Raw genomic sequence first — 15,693 nt, 5'->3', positions numbered from 1 at the left:
TGCCGCCGCTCCCCTGCGACCTGATCCGCCGGACAGGCCCGCGTGAACTAAATGAACGGAAGGGTGACCGCCCTCACAGGGCAGGAGATAGTCACCGCATTCCTTAAACAGCCCGGACGTGAGCCGCACGCCGGTCATGCCGACGAAGACGTCAAGGAGGGCAGCCGTGGCCGCCAGCACCCCCGGATCAACTGGATCACCCGATACGGCACCCGTGGTCAAGAAGGACCGCACCCACTATCTGTACATCGCGGTGATCGTTGCCGTCGCCCTCGGCATCCTCGTCGGCATGGTCGCACCGGACTTCGCCGTCGAGCTGAAGCCGATCGGTACCGGCTTCGTGAGTCTGATCAAGATGATGATCTCGCCGATCATCTTCTGCACGATCGTCCTGGGTATCGGCTCGGTACGGAAGGCCGCCAAGGTCGGCGCCGTCGGCGGTATCGCCCTCGGCTACTTCATGGTCATGTCGCTGGTCGCGCTCGGTATCGGCCTCGTCGTCGGCAACATCCTCGACCCGGGTACGGGCCTCGCCGTCACCGACGCCGTCAAGGACGTCGGCCACGCCCAGGTCGACGCGGAGGCCAAGGACACCACCGAGTTCCTGCTCGGCATCATCCCGACGACCTTCGTCTCCGCCTTCACCGAGGGCGAGGTCCTCCAGACCCTGCTCATCGCCCTGCTGGCGGGCTTCGCGCTCCAGGCCATGGGCTCCACCGGGCAGCCGATCCTGCGCGGTGTCGAGCACATCCAGCGGCTCGTCTTCCGGATCCTCTCCATGGTGATGTGGGCCGCCCCGATCGGCGCCTTCGGTGCGATGGCCGCCGTCGTCGGTTCGGCGGGCGTGGACGCGCTGAAGGACCTCGCCCTCCTCATGGTGGGCTTCTACATCACCTGTTTCCTGTTCGTCTTCATCGTGCTCGGCGCGCTGCTGCGGGTGATCGCGGGCCTGAACATCCTCAAGCTCTTCAAGTACCTGGGCCGCGAGTTCCTGCTGATCCTCTCCACCTCCTCCTCCGAGTCCGCGCTGCCGCGGCTCATCGCGAAGATGGAGCACATGGGCGTCAGCAAGCCCGTCGTCGGCATCACCGTCCCGACCGGCTACTCCTTCAACCTCGACGGCACCATGATCTACATGACCATGGCCTCGCTGTTCATCGCCGACGCCATGGGTACGCCGATGTCGCTCGGTGAGCAGATCCCGCTGCTCCTGTTCCTGTTCGTCGCCTCGAAGGGCGCCGCCGGTGTCACCGGTGCCGGTCTGGCCACGCTCGCCGGCGGTCTCCAGTCGCACAAGCCCGCCCTGGTGGACGGCCTCGGCCTCATCGTCGGCATCGACCGCTTCATGAGCGAGGCCCGCGCCCTGACCAACTTCGCGGGCAACGCGGTCGCCACGGTGCTGATCGGCACCTGGACCAAGGAGATCGACCGCGCCCGGGTCGACCAGGTGCTCGCCGGACAGCTGCCCTTCGACGAGAAGACGCTGCTCGACGAGGACGGCGACGACGTTCATGCCCAGGTGCCGGAGCAGGGCGGCGAGAAGGAACTCGCCAAGGCGTGAGCGCCCGCTGAAACTCCGGGCGGCTGAACAACTCCCCCGTCGCTCAGCCGCCCGGGCCACACCACCGCGAGGGCCGTCGCCTCACCGAACTCTTACCCGCCCCCACTAGCCTGCCGCGCCTGCCCCCTACAGGCGCGGCAGGCTCATTCAGTGGAAGGCAGCACGGGGGATGACGATCGACTGGGACCGGCGGACATGTGCCCGCCGCGGGCATGTGACGTACGCGCCGGACGATCCCCGGCTGCGGATCCGGCTGCGTGCCGACACCGCGCTCGGCGAGGTCTGGCGCTGTCTGCGCTGCGGTGACTTCGTCCTCGGCGTGCCCCATGGCTCGGGTCCGGCCGCCGAGGCGCCCCTCGTGCCGCGCGGCAAGGTGCTCCGGGATCTGTTCGTACTGCGCTTCCTGGCGATCGAGCGGGCCGTGCGCGGGGTGTTCATCGTGCTGGTCGCGGCGGCCGTATGGAAGTTCAGCAACTCCCAGGACGCGGTGCGCCGGCTCTTCGACGAGTATCTCGACGTCTTCCGCCCCGTCTTCCGGCACTTCCACTACGACCTCGACCACTCACCGGTCGTCGGCACCATCCAGAAGACCTTCGGGTACCGGCACAACACCCTGGTCCTGGTAGCGGTGTTGCTCCTGGCCTACGCGCTCATCGAGCTCGTCGAGGCGGTCGGCCTCTGGTACGCCAAGCGCTGGGCGGAGTATCTGACGGTCGTCGCGACGGCCGCCTTCCTCCCCCTGGAGATCTACGAACTCACCGAGCACATCAGCTGGTTGAAGATCGGCACCCTGGTGCTGAACATCCTCGCCGTGCTCTACATCCTGCTGGCCAAGCGCCTGTTCGGCCTGCGCGGCGGCCACCGAGCCTTCGAGGAGGAGCGGCGGAGCGCCTCGCTGCTGGAGGTGGAGGAGGCGGCTGCCGTACCCGTCCAGGCGGGGCGGAAGTAGGCGGCGGCCCTACCCGTTCAGGCGGGCCCGGCGGGAGTGTGTCAGGCCCAAGGGTCGGTGATCTCCCGCAGCAGCGTCAGCGCCTCCCGCAGCTGCTTCATACGTCGCTTGCCGAGGTGTTCCTCCCATTCCCTCTCCACCTCGGCCACCACCCCGTCGGCCACCTCCTTGGCCTCCCACGCCTTCCGCGCCCCGCACACCAGCCGGGCCCGCTTGTCCGTCGGGTCCGGCATCCGTGTCACATAGCCCGTCTTCTCCAGCTGGTCGACCAGGAAGCCCGCGGTCTGCTTGGTGATCTGGGCCTGTTCGGCCAGCTCGGTCAGCCGGGTGCCGTGTGGGCCGATGCGCTGCATGACCCGGGCCTGGGCGGGCGTGAAGTCGTCGAAACCGGCCTCGGCGAGCGCGGCGAAGACACGGTTCTCCAGAGCCCGGTACGGGAGGAACAGGAGCACGCCCGTGCTGAGCTCGCTCTCCGCCACCATCGTCGACGCTCCCTCGGTCTGTCCTGAACTGCTTGACATTGGTCAGAGGCTCTGACTAATTTGGTCAGAGAAGCTTACCACTTGAGTGGGTGGTTCCCTTGGGCGTCATGCTGGAGACCGACGAGTTGTGGCAGGTCGTCGACCGTGAGCGCGCGAGCCTCGCGGACCTGCTGGAGAGCCTGGGCGCCGAGGAGTGGGAGACGCCCACACGCTGCGGGGACTGGCGGGTGCGGGACGTCGCCGCCCATCTGACCCTCGCGGCCCGCATCACCCGAGGTCAGGCCGTACGGGAGATGATCCGCGCCCGCGGCGACTGGAACCGGATGATCCATGACACGGCCGTCCGCGAGGCAGAGGCCCCCGTCGAGGTGATCGTCGGCCATCTGCGGTCGATCATCGGCTCCCGGCGTCTCGCGCCCATGACCTCGCCGCACGAACCCCTGCTCGACCTCCTCGTCCACGGCCAGGACATCGCCCTCGCGCTGGGCCGGGAACGGGAGGTGTCGCCGACGGCCGCCCGCGCCGCCGCCGAGCGCGTCTGGACCATGCGGCTCCCGCCCCGGCCCTGGCCCCTGCCGAAGGCCCGGCTCGTCGCCACCGACATCGCGTGGACGCGCGGGGCCGGAGACGAGATCCGGGGGCCGATCGCCGCCCTGCTCCTGCTGCTCACCGGCCGCCCGGAGGGAGCCCGCGAGTGGGCGGGGCGCACCGGGGAGCCGTGGACGGGGGTCACGACTCCCCGGTGACGGAACTCCCTGGTGACGGGAGTCCCCGGTGACGTGGCTCCCTCGGTGACGCGGTGACGCCCCCTGACCCTTTCCGGGCTCTTCGCGACCACTTGCCCCAAATGCTTTGACCCGCCGTCGCGCGAGGCCCACGCTGGAGAGCCATGACGGGCACGGTCGGGCAACGTCGCGACACACGGAGGTGGGCATGGGGGAACCGGGCGATGTGGAGATCCTCGGCAGCAAGGAGTACGAGGCGAGGTACGGCGAGCACCGGGAACCCTCGCCCCTGTCGATCGACCGCGTCAACGAGCTGTTCTCCGAGTTCCTCATGGCCGTCGCCCGCCCCAAACGCGCCGATCCGGACGGCAGTCGCGACCTCGCCAAGCGCCTCCGCGACCATCTCGGCGCGGCCCCCACGGACCGCCCCGTGGTGAAGGCCGCGTACGCCTCCTTCGAGCTGCCCAATGTCCATCTCGCCCTGGAGCGCTGGTTCGCCGCCGACGGCCGCACCCATGAGCTGATCGGCATGCGCGGCGCCCAGCACCACGGCGAGCTCACCCTCGGCGACATCATCGACGCCGCCGACCGCTACGACCGCTTCGTCGTCGGCGCCGTCGACTACGCCCAGCTGCCGGTCTCCCCGGACACCGAACTGGCCTGTGTCTCCTGCGGTTTCTACCTCGGCACGGACGGCGAGGAGCGGTTCGTCGTCCTGCTGCGCGGCCCGCAGGACGAGTACGGACGCAACAAGGTCGAGGTCGAAGTCCTCGCCACAGACAAGGAGTTCGGGGACCGGGTGCTCGCCGAGGTCGATGTGCTCGTGCGTGAGTACAACGTCTTCCGCGGCCAGGTTCTGTCCTTCGAGGGCTCCGAGTTCGGCCACGGCCTCGGTCCGTTCCGCTTCCACCGTCGCCCCGGTCTGACCCGCGCCGACATCGTGCTGCCCGCCGGGCTGCTGGAGCGGGTGGAACGCCAGGTCGTGGGGGTGGCCCGGCGCCGCGAGCAGCTCCGCGCGGCCGGCCAGCACCTGCGCCGCGGTCTGCTGCTGTACGGCCCGCCCGGCACCGGCAAGACCCACACCATCCGGTATCTCCTGTCCCACCTGCCGCAGTTCACCGTGGTGATCCTGTCCGGCGAGAGCATCTCGGCCATCGGCCCCGCCTGTTCCCTCGCCCGGATGCTCCAGCCCGCCCTCGTCGTCCTGGAGGACTGCGACCTGATCGCCGAGGCCCGCGACTACGGCGGCGGTGAACAGCCCCTGCTCTTCCAGGTGCTGAACGAGATGGACGGTCTCGGCGACGACGCCGATGTCGCCTTCCTCCTCACCACCAACCGCGCCGACCTGCTGGAACCCGCCCTCGTCCAGCGCCCGGGACGCGTCGATCTCGCCGTCGAGATCCCGCTCCCGGACGCCGAGGGCCGCGCGGCCCTGCTGGCGCTGTACGGGGGTGGAGTCGGCCTCGGCAGGGAGATCACGGACGAGGTCGTGGCCCGCACCGAGGGCACGACCGCCTCCTTCACCAAGGAGCTCGTACGACGCTCCGTGCTGATCGCCGCCGAACGGGAATCGGCGCGCACCGAGGCACGGGACGTCCGCGAGGCCCTTGACGAACTGCTCTCCGACCGTGACCGGTTGACCCGACGCCTGTTGGGAGTGCGGGGCGCGAGGGACATCGAGGACGAGGAGTGGACGCTGGAGGAGCGGACGGAGGACGAGCGGACCGAGGACTAGCCGAGCGGCTCCAGCCGCGCCAACTCCGCCCCGCTCAGCACCAGTTCCGCCGCCCCGGCCGAGTCCCGGATCGTCTCCGGGCGGCTCGCCCCCGGGATCGGGATCACGGTCGGGGACTTCGCCAGCAGCCAGGCGAGGCCCACCTGTTGGGGGCTGACCCCGCGTTCGGCCGCGATCTCGTGGAAGGCGCCGAACCGCAGGGAACCCGCGAGGCCCGACGGGCCGTCCAGGGAACTGCGGGAGAGGCCGCCGAGCGGGCTCCAGGGGAGGAAGGCGAGGCCGAGTTCGGTGCACAGACGTAGTTCGGCCTCGCTGTCGCGGACCTTTGGCGAGTACCGGTTCTGGACGGACACCAGGCGGTCGCCCAGGATGCCGTGCGCCGCGCGGATCTGGTCGACGTCGGTGTTGGAGACGCCGGCCAGCCGGATCTTGCCCTCGTCGAGCAGTTCGCGCAGCGCGCCGACCGACTCCTCGAAGGGGACGGCGGGATCGGGCTTGTGGAGCTGGTAGAGGCCGATGGCCTCGACGCCGAGCCGCTTCAGCGAGCCCTCGGCGGCGCGCTTGAGGTGGCGTGGGTCGCCGTTCACCGTCCAGTTGCCGTCGGCAGGGCGGCCCCGGCCGCCCTTCGTGGCGATCAGCACGTCGGCGCCGGCCAGGGCGCGGGCCACGAGCCGTTCGTTGTGGCCGGGTTCGGCGCCGGGCAGGTGGTACGAGTCCGCCGTGTCGAAGAGGGTCACCCCGGCGTCCAGCGCCGCCCGCACGGTCGCCAGGGCACGCTGCTCGTCCGGCCGGCCCTCGATGGACAGCGGCATCGCGCCGAGTCCCACGGCACTCACCTTCAGATCTCCGAGTCTGCGGTACCGCATGTCAGTCGCCGTCCTTCCCGAGGGTCTCCGCGACGGCCGTCGACAGCCATGCCGGTGCCGCGCGGAAGGTGAAACCGAGCCGTCTGGCACGGGAGTTGTCCATGGCGTAGGAGCGGAAGAAGGAGAACGGCGAGACCTCGCCGACCTCGACGAGCTGGAGCACGACCTTGCCGGCGGGAATCCGCGCGACGATCGCCTCGCACAGGTCGACGGTGGTCAACGGGCCGTGGGAGGCCGCGTTGACCGGGCCCGTGAAGTCCTCGCCCACCGTCCAGGCCAGGAAGTCGGCGATCTCCTCGACGTGGATGAAGGTGGCGGGCTGGTTGGAGAAGGGCACCGCGATCGGTTCGTGGGCCCGGATCCGGGAGGCGTAGTGCTCAAGGCGCCCGGTGAAGTCGTCGTCGCCGCCCAGTACATGGGCCACGCGCACGGCCACGTAGGGGAAGTCCGGCGCGGCGGCGAACACCGCCTCCGCCTGCCGCTTGCCCTCGCCGTAGTGGGCGTCCAGGAACTCCGGGTCCTCCCAGGGGAGTTCGAGATCGACGGTGACCGTCGACGGGTCGACGGCGTCCTCCCGTACGGGCGTGATGGAGTCCTCGTACTCGTACACCTCGACCGTCGACGTCATCACATAGCGGCCGGTGCGGCCCGTGAAGACCCGGCGGGCGATCGCCGCCTGGCGCGGGGTGTAGCAGACCTGGTCGACGACGACGTCGAACGTGCGCGAACCGAGGGCTTCCAGAAGGGACTTCTCGTCGTCGCGGTCGGCCACGAGACGCACCGCGCCGGGCGGCGGCGCCGACGAGCCGCGATTGAGGACCGTCACCCGGTCCCCGGCGGCCAGCAGCCGCGATATCAGCCGCTTGCCGAAATAGCGGTTGCCGCCGATGACCAGTACCTCTCGTGCCTTTTCCATGACCATAATTCTCCTGGCATACACCCGCGTCCTGAAGGGGGAACCATGGGAGTTCAGGCCGAGACACCGAAAGAACCGCGGCCGTTGCGCCCCGCCGCCAGTGAAACCTCGGCGGCTTTCGACGCGCTGGACCGGGAGATCCTCCAGCTGCTCCAGACCGACGGCCGGATCAAGCTGAGCGAGCTGGGCCGCCGGGTCCGGCTGAGCCCGGCGGCCGTCACCGAGCGGGTGCGGCGGCTGGAGGCGGCGGGTGTGATCAGCGGGTACGGCGCCCATGTGGTGCCGAGCCGGCTCGGGTACGGCATCCAGGCGTTCATCCGGGTCAACCCGCACGGCGGCTACAACCTCAAGCACCCGAGGACCCTGGAGCTGATCGAGCGCCCGGAGATCATCGAGGTGCACCACGCGGTCGGCGAGGACTGCTGGATCCTCAAGGTCGCCGTCCGGGACACCGTCCATCTGGAGGAGGTGCTCGAGGAGGTCTCCGTCCTCGGCCGCACCACGACCTCGATCGTGCTGACCTCCCCGGTGCAGCGGAAGCCACTGTTGCCTTGACGTCGGCGTAAAGGATTACGTTCGTGGACATGCGCATCGGCGAGCTGGCCGCGCGGGCCGGGACCACGACCCGGACGCTGCGGTACTACGAGTCACGCGGGCTGCTGCCCGCCCGGCGGGGCGGCAACGGATACCGGACCTACGACGAGAGCGACCTGCGGCTGCTGCGGCAGATCCGGACACTCCAGGACTTCGGGTTCGACCTGGAGGAAACCCGGCCCTTCGTGGAATGCCTACAGGCCGGTCACCCCGAGGGGGACACCTGTCCCGCCTCGATCGACGTCTACCGGCGCAAGCTGGCGGAGCTGGACGAGCTGATCGGCGAGCTCCAGGCGGTGCGGGCGCAGATCGGCGTGCGGCTGGCCACGGCCGGGGGCGAGCCGCCCCTGTGCGAACTGGGAGGGCAGGAACTGTGATGGATGTGACGGACGCGGACTTCGCGGACGAGGTGATCGGGGCGGAGCTTCCGGTACTGGTGGAGTTCACGGCGGACTGGTGCCCGCCGTGCCGGCAGATGGGGCCGGTGCTGCGCGCGCTCGCCGCCGAGGAGGCCGACCGGCTCAAGGTGGTGCAGTTGAACGTGGACCACAATCCGCTGACCACGAACGCCTACAAGGTCCTCTCGATGCCCACGTTCATGGTCTTTTGCGACGGTGAGCCGGTGAAGTCCATGGTGGGTGCCCGGGCGAAGCGGCGGCTGCTGGAGGAACTCGCCGACGTGATCTGATGACCCGCGACTTCTGAACACGAAAAAATCCCCTCGGCAATTGCGCCGGGGGGATTCGTTTGCTTAGACTCAATGGTTCGCGACTTTACGGGAATTGAGTCGTGGAGAAGTTCAGTAGGCACAGTATATCTGCGTGGGAGTGGAATTGTCAAACAGCGATGAAATTCGCGGTGAGCAGGAATTCATCGACACCCTGTACGCGCATGTGGACGCCTTGCGCGCAGACACCGAGGTCGGAGTCACCGACGCCCTCGCCCAGGGCAACACGCCCATGCAGGCCCGGCTGGAACGGGACATCCTGGTCGCCGAGCGCTCGGGGCTGCTCGCCGCGCTCAACGCGGTCGACGGCTCGCTGTGCTTCGGCCGGATCGATCTGACGTCCGGGACCAGCCATCACATCGGCCGTATCGGACTGCGCACCGACGATGCCGAACGCACCCCGATCCTGATCGACTGGCGCGCGGAGGTCGCCCGGCCCTTCTATCTGGCCACCGGCCACACCCCGATGGGCCTCAGGCGCCGACGCCACCTCACCACCGAGGGCCGTACGGTCACCACCCTGCACGACGAGATCCTCGACCTCGGCGACCAGGAGCGCACCGGCCATGAGGACCCGACCGGCGACGCCGTGCTGCTCGCCGCGCTGGACGCCGCGCGCACCGGCCGGATGCACGACATCGTGCAGACCATCCAGGCCGAACAGGACGAGATCATCCGCGCCCCGCACCGCGGCGTGCTGGTGGTCGAGGGCGGCCCCGGCACCGGCAAGACGGCCGTCGCCCTGCACCGCGCCGCGTATCTGCTCTACGAACACCGGGAGTTGCTCGCCAAGCGCGCCGTGCTGATCGTCGGCCCCAACCCCGCCTTCCTCGGCTACATCGGCGAGGTGCTGCCCTCGCTCGGTGAGACGGGCGTGCTGCTCGCGACGGTCGGGGAGCTGTTCCCCGGGGTGAAGGCGACGGCCGCCGACACCCGGGCCGCGGCGGCGGTGAAGGGGCGCGCCGACATGGCCGACGTCCTCGCCGACGCCGTACGCGACTGGCAGGCGCTGCCCGACCCGGTGATCGCGATCGAGCACGACCGGGAGGTGCTGATGCTCGACGACGGGCTGGTGAAGGTGGCCCGGGAGCGGACCCGGGCCGCGCGGCTGCCGCACAACGTGGCGCGCGAGCACTTCGAGGGCCACATCCTCAACACCCTCACCGAGCTGTACGCCGAGCGCGTCGGCACCGACCCGTACGACGGCAGCAGCCTCCTCGACCCGGCCGACATCACCCAGATCCGTGACGAGATCGCCGAGAACCCCGAAGTATGGGCCGCCATCGACCAGTTGTGGCCGCGGCTGACCCCGCAGCGGCTGGTCGCCGACTTCCTCGCCGACCCGGTGGGCTATCTCCCCGACGAGGACGCGGCAGCGATTCGCCGCCTGGTGACCCGCAGCTGGACGGTGGCGGACGTACCGCTGCTCGACGAGGCCGCCGAACTCCTCGGCGTGGACGAGCGGGTGGCGCGGGCCCGCGCCGAGCAGGAGCGGGAGACACAAGTGGCGTATGCGCAGGGCGTCCTTGACGTGTCGTACGCCTCCCGTACCTATGAGTTCGAGGACATCGACGACGAGGACTCCGAGGTGCTGTCGGCGCACGACATCATCGACGCCGAACGGTTCGCCGAGCGACAGGAGGAGGACGACCACCGCAGCGCCGCCGAGCGCGCGGCGGCCGACCGGACGTGGGCCTTCGGGCACATCATCGTCGACGAGGCGCAGGAACTGTCGCCGATGGCCTGGCGGTTGCTCATGCGGCGCAGCCCGACCCGCTCGATGACCCTGGTCGGCGACCCGGCCCAGACGGCGGAGGCGGCCGGTGTCGGCTCCTGGTCGGACATCCTGGAGCCGTATGTCGAGGACCGCTGGGAGCACACCCGGCTGGGCGTCAACTACCGCACCCCCGCCGAGATCATGGACCTCGCCGCGGCCGTCGTACGGGCCGAGAACCCGGACTTCGAGCCGCCGAGTTCGGTCCGCTCGACGGGTGTACGGCCCTGGGTCCGCGCCACCGACGACCTGCCCGGCGCCGTCGCCAAGGCGGTCGAGGAGCTGACCCCCGCGGAGGGCCGGCTCGCGGTCATCGCCCCGCGCCAGTTGCACCGCAGGCTCGCGGCACAGCTGGACGGGGTCACGGCGGGCGCCGAGCCCGACCTCACACGGACCGTCGTACTCCTCGAACCGCGTCAGTCCAAGGGCCTCGAGTTCGACTCGGTGCTGGTGGTCGAACCGGGGCTGTACGGCACGAGCGACCTGTACGTGGCGCTGACCCGGGCGACCCAGCGGCTGGGCGTGGTGCACACGGGGCGGCTGCCCGGGGCGCTGGCCGGTCAGGAGGACGGGGTCGCCGTGGGCGAGGGGGAGTAGGTCGGGTGCAGGGACGGGGCGAGGGGCTCCAGGGACGCGCACAGGGCGGTCGGGAAGTCCGGCTCCCTGTCCCGCACCGCCCGGCAGCCCCCTTCCGTCGTCCGGAAGAACGGCTTCCAGCCCGACTTCTCGGCCCGGTAGAACCAGCGGTCGCCCAGCCGGGACGTGCAGGCACTGTCCGCCGGGTCGCCGCAGACCGGGCCGGTGCGCCAGGAGATGTCCAGGACCAGCCACTTGCCGTCGCAGTGCTCGGCGTCACGGTAGGTGTGCGCGGGCGCGTCGACCGCCTTCACCGCCTGCTCGTAGGAGCCGGTGGTGCAGCCGGTGGCCGGCGGGGTGCAGCCCAGGTCGCCGCAGAGGCGCAGGGCGGGCAGGCCGGCGCCGTCGGCGGTGAAGACGGTGCCGGGGTAGCCGACCGCCAACTCGTGCCCGCCCAGCGGTTCGGTGAGCTTCACCCGAGCCTTGGCCGTGGTGGTCCTCGTGCAGCCGGAGGCTCGGTCGCCCGCCGGTGAGTCGTAGGTGACCTGGACGTTCACGGTGTTGCGCACGGGCTCGGTGAGCACGGCTCTGAGGTGGCGCACGCATGGCTTCGGACCACTGGGCACCGTCGCGGCGACGGTCACCGTGCGCTGGTCGGGGCTGAGGGTGGCGCCGGTGATCCCGATGGGCGCGGACAGGGTCCACGGCAGGGCGGTGGCCGACGGGGTGGTGTCGTCCCGACCGGCCACCTGAGTCCCGCACGCGCCTAGCAGTAGCACGGCGAGCGCGCAGAGCAGGGCGGCCGCAGCCGCCCCGCGCGTGCTTCCGGATCGCTTCAACCCTCAACTCCCGCGTGAGGCACTCACACCGACCCGGACCACTCTAAAGAGTGCCGCTCTCGGCTACGCGGGCCGTAGCCAGACCGTTGCCAGGGGCGGCAGGGTCAGTTGGATGCTGGCCGGGCGGCCGTGCCAGGGCGTCGCCTCCGGTTTCACGGCGTCCGGGTTGGTGACGTCGCCCCCGCCGTACCTGCCGAGGTCGGTGTTGAGGGCCTCGTGCCAGGCGGGGATGTCGTCGGGGACGCCGAGGCGGTAGTCGTGGCGGACGACGGGGGCGAAGTTGGAGACCGCGAGCAGGGGCGTGCCCTCCGCGTCGTAGCGCAGGAAGGCGAAGACATTGTCGTCCGCCGCGTCCCCGACGACCCACTGGAAACCGTCGGGCGTGGTGTCGCACTGCCACAGCGCCGGGGTGTGGCGGTAGACGAGGTTGAGGTCGCGGACCAGGTCCCGGACACCACGATGGTCGGGCTCGGCGCCGTAGGCCGGGTCCAGCAGCCACCAGTCCGGTCCGTGCGCCTCGGACCATTCGGCGCCCTGGGCGAACTCCTGTCCCATGAAGAGGAGTTGCTTGCCGGGGTGGGCCCACATGAAGCCGAGGTAGGCGCGGTGGGTGGCGCGCTGCTGCCACCAGTCGCCGGGCATCTTGGAGACCAACGACCGCTTGCCGTGGACGACTTCGTCGTGGGAGATGGGAAGGACGTAGTTCTCGCTGTACGCGTAGACCATCGAGAAGGTCATCTCGTGGTGGTGGTACTTGCGGTGCACCGGCTCGTGCTGGACGTAGCCGAGCGAGTCGTGCATCCAGCCCATGTTCCACTTCAGGCCGAAACCGAGGCCGCCGAAGCCGCCCGGGCCGATGTGGTGGGTGGCCCGGGTGACGCCGTCCCAGGCCGTGGACTCCTCGGCGATGGTGACGACTCCCGGGGCCCGCCGGTACACGGTCGCGTTCATCTCCTGGAGGAACGCCACCGCGTCGAGGTTCTCCCGGCCGCCGTGCTCGTTGGGCAGCCACTGGCCCGGCTCGCGCGAGTAGTCGAGGTAGAGCATCGAGGCGACGGCGTCGACCCGCAGCCCGTCGATATGGAACTCCTCGCACCAGTACACGGCGTTGGCGACCAGGAAGTTGCGCACCTCACGGCGGCCGAAGTCGAACTCCAGGGTGCCCCAGTCGGGGTGGGCGGAACGGAGCGGGTCCGCGTGCTCGTACAGGGGCCGCCCGTCGAACTCGGCCAACGCCCAGTCGTCGCGCGGGAAGTGGGCCGGGACCCAGTCCATCAGCACGCCGATCCCGGCCTGGTGCAGGGCGTCGACGAGGAACTTGAAGTCGTCGGGGGTGCCGAGGCGGGCGGTCGGGGCGTAGAACCCGGTGACCTGGTAGCCCCAGGAGCCGCCGAAGGGATGCTCGGCGACCGGCATCAGCTCGACGTGCGTGAAACCCAGATCCTTCACGTATGCCGGGAGCTGCTCGGCGAGTTGACGGTAGGTCAGTCCGGGTCGCCAGGAGGCGAGATGGACCTCGTACACCGAGAACGGCGCCTCGTGCGCGGGGACGGCCGCCCGGGACTCCAGCCAGGCCGCGTCCTGCCACACATGGTGCGAGGCGTGCACGATGGACGACGTCTCGGGCGGGACCTGGGTGCGGCGGGCCAGCGGGTCGGCCCGCAGGGTCCTCGAACCGTCCGGACGCGTGATCGCGAACTTGTACAGCTCGCCCTCTCCGATGCCGGGCACGAACAGCTCCCAGATGCCGGAGCCGCCCAGGGAGCGCATCGGATGGCCCGTGCCGTCCCAGAAGTTGAAGGTGCCGGCCAGGCTGACGCCGCGGGCGTTCGGCGCCCACACCGTGAAGCGGGTGCCCGCCACGCCCTGGTGGGTCATGGGCTCGGCGCCGAGCGCCTTCCACAGCTCCTCGTGCCGGCCCTCGCCGATCAGATGCAGATCCAGGTCGCCGACGGCGGGCAGGAAGCCGTACGCGTCCTCGATCTCCTGTTCCGAGCCCTCGTACGTCACCAGCAGCCGGTAGGCCGGGACCTCCCCGAGCGGGAGGAGACCGCTGAAGAACCCGTCCCCGTCGTCGTGCAGCTCGGCGCGCAGGGAGCCGGCGAGGACGGTGACGGAGAGGGCGTACGGCTTGAAGGCGCGGAAGGCCGTGCCGCCCGGGACGGGATGCGCGCCGAGGACGGAGTGCGGGTCGTGGTGGGTGGCGGAGAGGAGACGGTCGCGGTCGTGGGCGTCGATGGCGGGGGAGACGGGGGTCTCCGGCACAGACACGGACACAGGCGCGGGGGCGGACTTCGGGGCGACGGCCTTCTTCGTTTTCGCGGCGGTCTTCTTGATCGCTTCTTTCTTGGCCGTCGCTTTCTTGGCCGTCGCTTTCTTGGTCGTCGTCTTCTCGGCCGTGGCTTTCTTGACCGTGGCCGTCTTTGCTGACGCCTTCTTCGCGGTCGCTTTCTTCTTCGGGTCCGATCCGCTGGGCGTGGGCGTGGGCGGAGTCACGGGGGAGCCTCCTCGGCGAGCGTGAAGTCAGAACAGGTCGGATGTGGCGTACCGCTCGATCGCCGCCATCGGCACCGGCAGCCAGTCCGGGCGGTGCCTGGCCTCGTAGACGACCTCGTAGATCGCCTTGTCCGTCTCGTACGCGCGCAGCAGGACCGGGTCGGTCCGCGGGTCCGTGCCGCTGACCTCGGCGTACCCGGAGCAGTACGCGGCCCGGCAGGCATGGGCCCAGCCCGGCGCGGGCGGGTCGGCGGAGAGCGCCGCGTAGTCGAAGGAGCGGAGCATGCCGGCGACGTCCCGGGCGGGCGGCTGCGGCATCCGCCGCTCGGCCAGCGGCTTCGACGGCTCGCCCTCGAAGTCGATCAGCGACCACGGTCCGGTGGGCGAGCGCAGACACTGGCCGAGATGCAGATCGCCGTGGATGCGCTGCGCGGTCCAGGTACGGCCCTCCGCGGCCAGGTCGGCCAGCGCGCTGAACGCCGAGTGCAGCCCAGGGCCGTACGCGGCGAGCGCGGGCACCGCCTGGACGGCCGCGTCGAGGCGCTCGATCATGCCGTCGGCCAGGAGGCGCAGCTGCGCGGCGCCGAGGGTCACCGAGGGCAGGGCGTGGGCCAGCGCGGTGTGCACCTCGGCGGTGGCCCGCCCCAGCGCCCGCGCCTCCGCGCTGAAGTCCTCGCCCTTGGCCAGCTGGCGCAGCGCCAGCTCCCAGCCGTCCGCCGCGCCCTTCACGAAGGGTTGCAGCACACCGAGGACGTACGACTCCCCGTCCAGATCGGCGCTCATCCACGCCGTCGGTGCCGGTACCCGCGGGCAGCCCTCGCGGGCCAGCGCCAGCGGCAGCTCCAGGTCGGGGTTGACGCCCGGCACGACCCGGCGGAGCAGCTTGAGGATGAACGTATCTCCGTAGACGACCGACGTGTTGGACTGCTCGGCGGTCATCACCCGGGGCACCAGACCTGACCGGATCTCCTGGTCCGGGTCCCGTTCACAGCGGAGCCCGCCGATGCGGGTCCGGGAGCGCAGCGCCTCCAGGAGCACCTCGGCGGGCCGGGGGTCGTACAGGGCCTCGTACACCGTGCGTCCGGCGAGGGGGCCCTCCTCCACATGGCCGATCAGCGCGGGCGCCAGATGGGGTGGCAGCGCCTCGCGCACACCTATGAGGAGCTGGTAGCAGTCCCAGGGCGCGGCCGGCTGATGGGCCTGCACGAGCAGGTGGTAGAGGCCCAGCTTGCGGTCGGCCGGCAGCAGTTCGGTCGCCGCGACCAGCGTGAAGCCGGTGACCGGACGGCCCTTGCCGGCGAACCAGCGCTGCCGCGGCAGCCATTCCCGCAGCAGTGGATCAAGTGACGCAAGCAGGCCCGGATGTGTCGTGGCAGTACGGATGACGGCTTCCGACATGGCGTCGCGTCCTTTCCCCGGATGGTCGGGGTGTTACTGATGCGTGCCCAGGGCG

The 15,693-nt window shown here is 70.5% G+C and carries 14 protein-coding genes; 8 read left to right on the top strand and 6 right to left on the bottom strand.

The annotated features are described in order from the left end of the window. Positions 1-136: 136 nt before the first annotated feature. Both OG866_RS13555 and OG866_RS13550 read left to right on the top strand, forming a co-directional pair. Positions 137-1,561, top strand: coding sequence for a cation:dicarboxylate symporter family transporter (locus tag OG866_RS13555; protein ID WP_329344080.1), 1,425 nt, complete (start codon positions 137-139; stop codon positions 1,559-1,561). A 169-nt stretch (positions 1,562-1,730) separates the two neighbouring features. Beyond that, complete coding sequence (locus OG866_RS13550; protein ID WP_329334543.1) at positions 1,731-2,510, top strand: DUF2127 domain-containing protein; 780 nt, start codon at positions 1,731-1,733, stop codon at positions 2,508-2,510. 41 nt (positions 2,511-2,551) lie between these two features. On the opposite strand, the gene OG866_RS13545 is transcribed toward OG866_RS13550, so the two are convergent. After that, entirely contained in the window at positions 2,552-2,992 is a 441-nt protein-coding gene (locus tag OG866_RS13545) for a MarR family winged helix-turn-helix transcriptional regulator (RefSeq protein ID WP_329344078.1), read from the bottom strand. Between the two features lie 107 nt (positions 2,993-3,099). On the opposite strand from OG866_RS13545, the gene OG866_RS13540 reads away from it, so the two are divergent. Continuing rightward, positions 3,100-3,738 (top strand): maleylpyruvate isomerase family mycothiol-dependent enzyme, encoded by a 639-nt coding sequence (locus tag OG866_RS13540; protein WP_329334541.1) that lies wholly within the window; start codon positions 3,100-3,102, stop codon positions 3,736-3,738. 187 nt (positions 3,739-3,925) lie between these two features. Continuing rightward, positions 3,926-5,452 (top strand): ATP-binding protein, encoded by a 1,527-nt coding sequence (locus tag OG866_RS13535; protein WP_329334539.1) that lies wholly within the window; start codon positions 3,926-3,928, stop codon positions 5,450-5,452. On the opposite strand, the gene OG866_RS13530 is transcribed toward OG866_RS13535, so the two are convergent. Next, on the bottom strand, positions 5,449-6,318 hold the full coding sequence (locus OG866_RS13530) for an aldo/keto reductase (protein WP_329334538.1): 870 nt from the start codon (positions 6,316-6,318) through the stop codon (positions 5,449-5,451). The genes OG866_RS13535 and OG866_RS13530 overlap by 4 nt on opposite strands. A 1-nt stretch (position 6,319) precedes the next feature. After that, positions 6,320-7,234, bottom strand: coding sequence for an NAD-dependent epimerase/dehydratase family protein (locus OG866_RS13525; RefSeq protein WP_443063522.1), 915 nt, complete (start codon positions 7,232-7,234; stop codon positions 6,320-6,322). Positions 7,235-7,279: 45 nt separating this feature from the next. Between OG866_RS13525 and OG866_RS13520 the strand changes: the two genes are divergently transcribed. From OG866_RS13520 to OG866_RS13505, 4 genes are all read left to right on the top strand, one after another. Next, positions 7,280-7,789 (top strand): Lrp/AsnC family transcriptional regulator, encoded by a 510-nt coding sequence (locus tag OG866_RS13520; protein WP_329334536.1) that lies wholly within the window; start codon positions 7,280-7,282, stop codon positions 7,787-7,789. 29 nt (positions 7,790-7,818) lie between these two features. Continuing rightward, the gene (locus OG866_RS13515; RefSeq protein WP_329344077.1) at positions 7,819-8,205 is read left to right on the top strand and encodes a MerR family transcriptional regulator; all 387 of its coding nucleotides are present in this window, start codon (positions 7,819-7,821) and stop codon (positions 8,203-8,205) included. Further along, a complete protein-coding gene (locus OG866_RS13510) occupies positions 8,202-8,516 on the top strand; it encodes a thioredoxin family protein (RefSeq protein WP_329334534.1) in 315 nt (104 codons plus the stop codon). The genes OG866_RS13515 and OG866_RS13510 overlap by 4 nt, the downstream gene beginning before the upstream one ends. Positions 8,517-8,679: 163 nt before the next feature. Further along, positions 8,680-10,926 (top strand): HelD family protein, encoded by a 2,247-nt coding sequence (locus tag OG866_RS13505; RefSeq protein ID WP_329344076.1) that lies wholly within the window; start codon positions 8,680-8,682, stop codon positions 10,924-10,926. On the opposite strand, the gene OG866_RS13500 is transcribed toward OG866_RS13505, so the two are convergent. The 3 genes from OG866_RS13500 to OG866_RS13490 form a co-directional block, all read right to left on the bottom strand. Further along, the gene (locus OG866_RS13500; protein WP_329334532.1) at positions 10,890-11,744 is read right to left on the bottom strand and encodes a hypothetical protein; all 855 of its coding nucleotides are present in this window, start codon (positions 11,742-11,744) and stop codon (positions 10,890-10,892) included. The two genes, OG866_RS13505 and OG866_RS13500, sit on opposite strands and share 37 nt — an antisense overlap. 63 nt (positions 11,745-11,807) lie before the next feature. Continuing rightward, a complete protein-coding gene (gene glgB / locus OG866_RS13495) occupies positions 11,808-14,240 on the bottom strand; it encodes a 1,4-alpha-glucan branching enzyme (protein ID WP_329334530.1) in 2,433 nt (810 codons plus the stop codon). Between the two features lie 27 nt (positions 14,241-14,267). Then, positions 14,268-15,638, bottom strand: coding sequence for a maltokinase N-terminal cap-like domain-containing protein (locus OG866_RS13490; RefSeq protein WP_329334528.1), 1,371 nt, complete (start codon positions 15,636-15,638; stop codon positions 14,268-14,270). Positions 15,639-15,693: the final 55 nt, after the last annotated feature.

It is taken from the genome of Streptomyces sp. NBC_00663 (genome assembly GCF_036226885.1).
Taxonomy (GTDB): Bacteria; Actinomycetota; Actinomycetes; order Streptomycetales; family Streptomycetaceae; genus Streptomyces.
The sequence above is the reverse complement of the archived record's forward strand: the minus strand, read 5'-3'. Positions and strand labels throughout refer to the sequence as shown.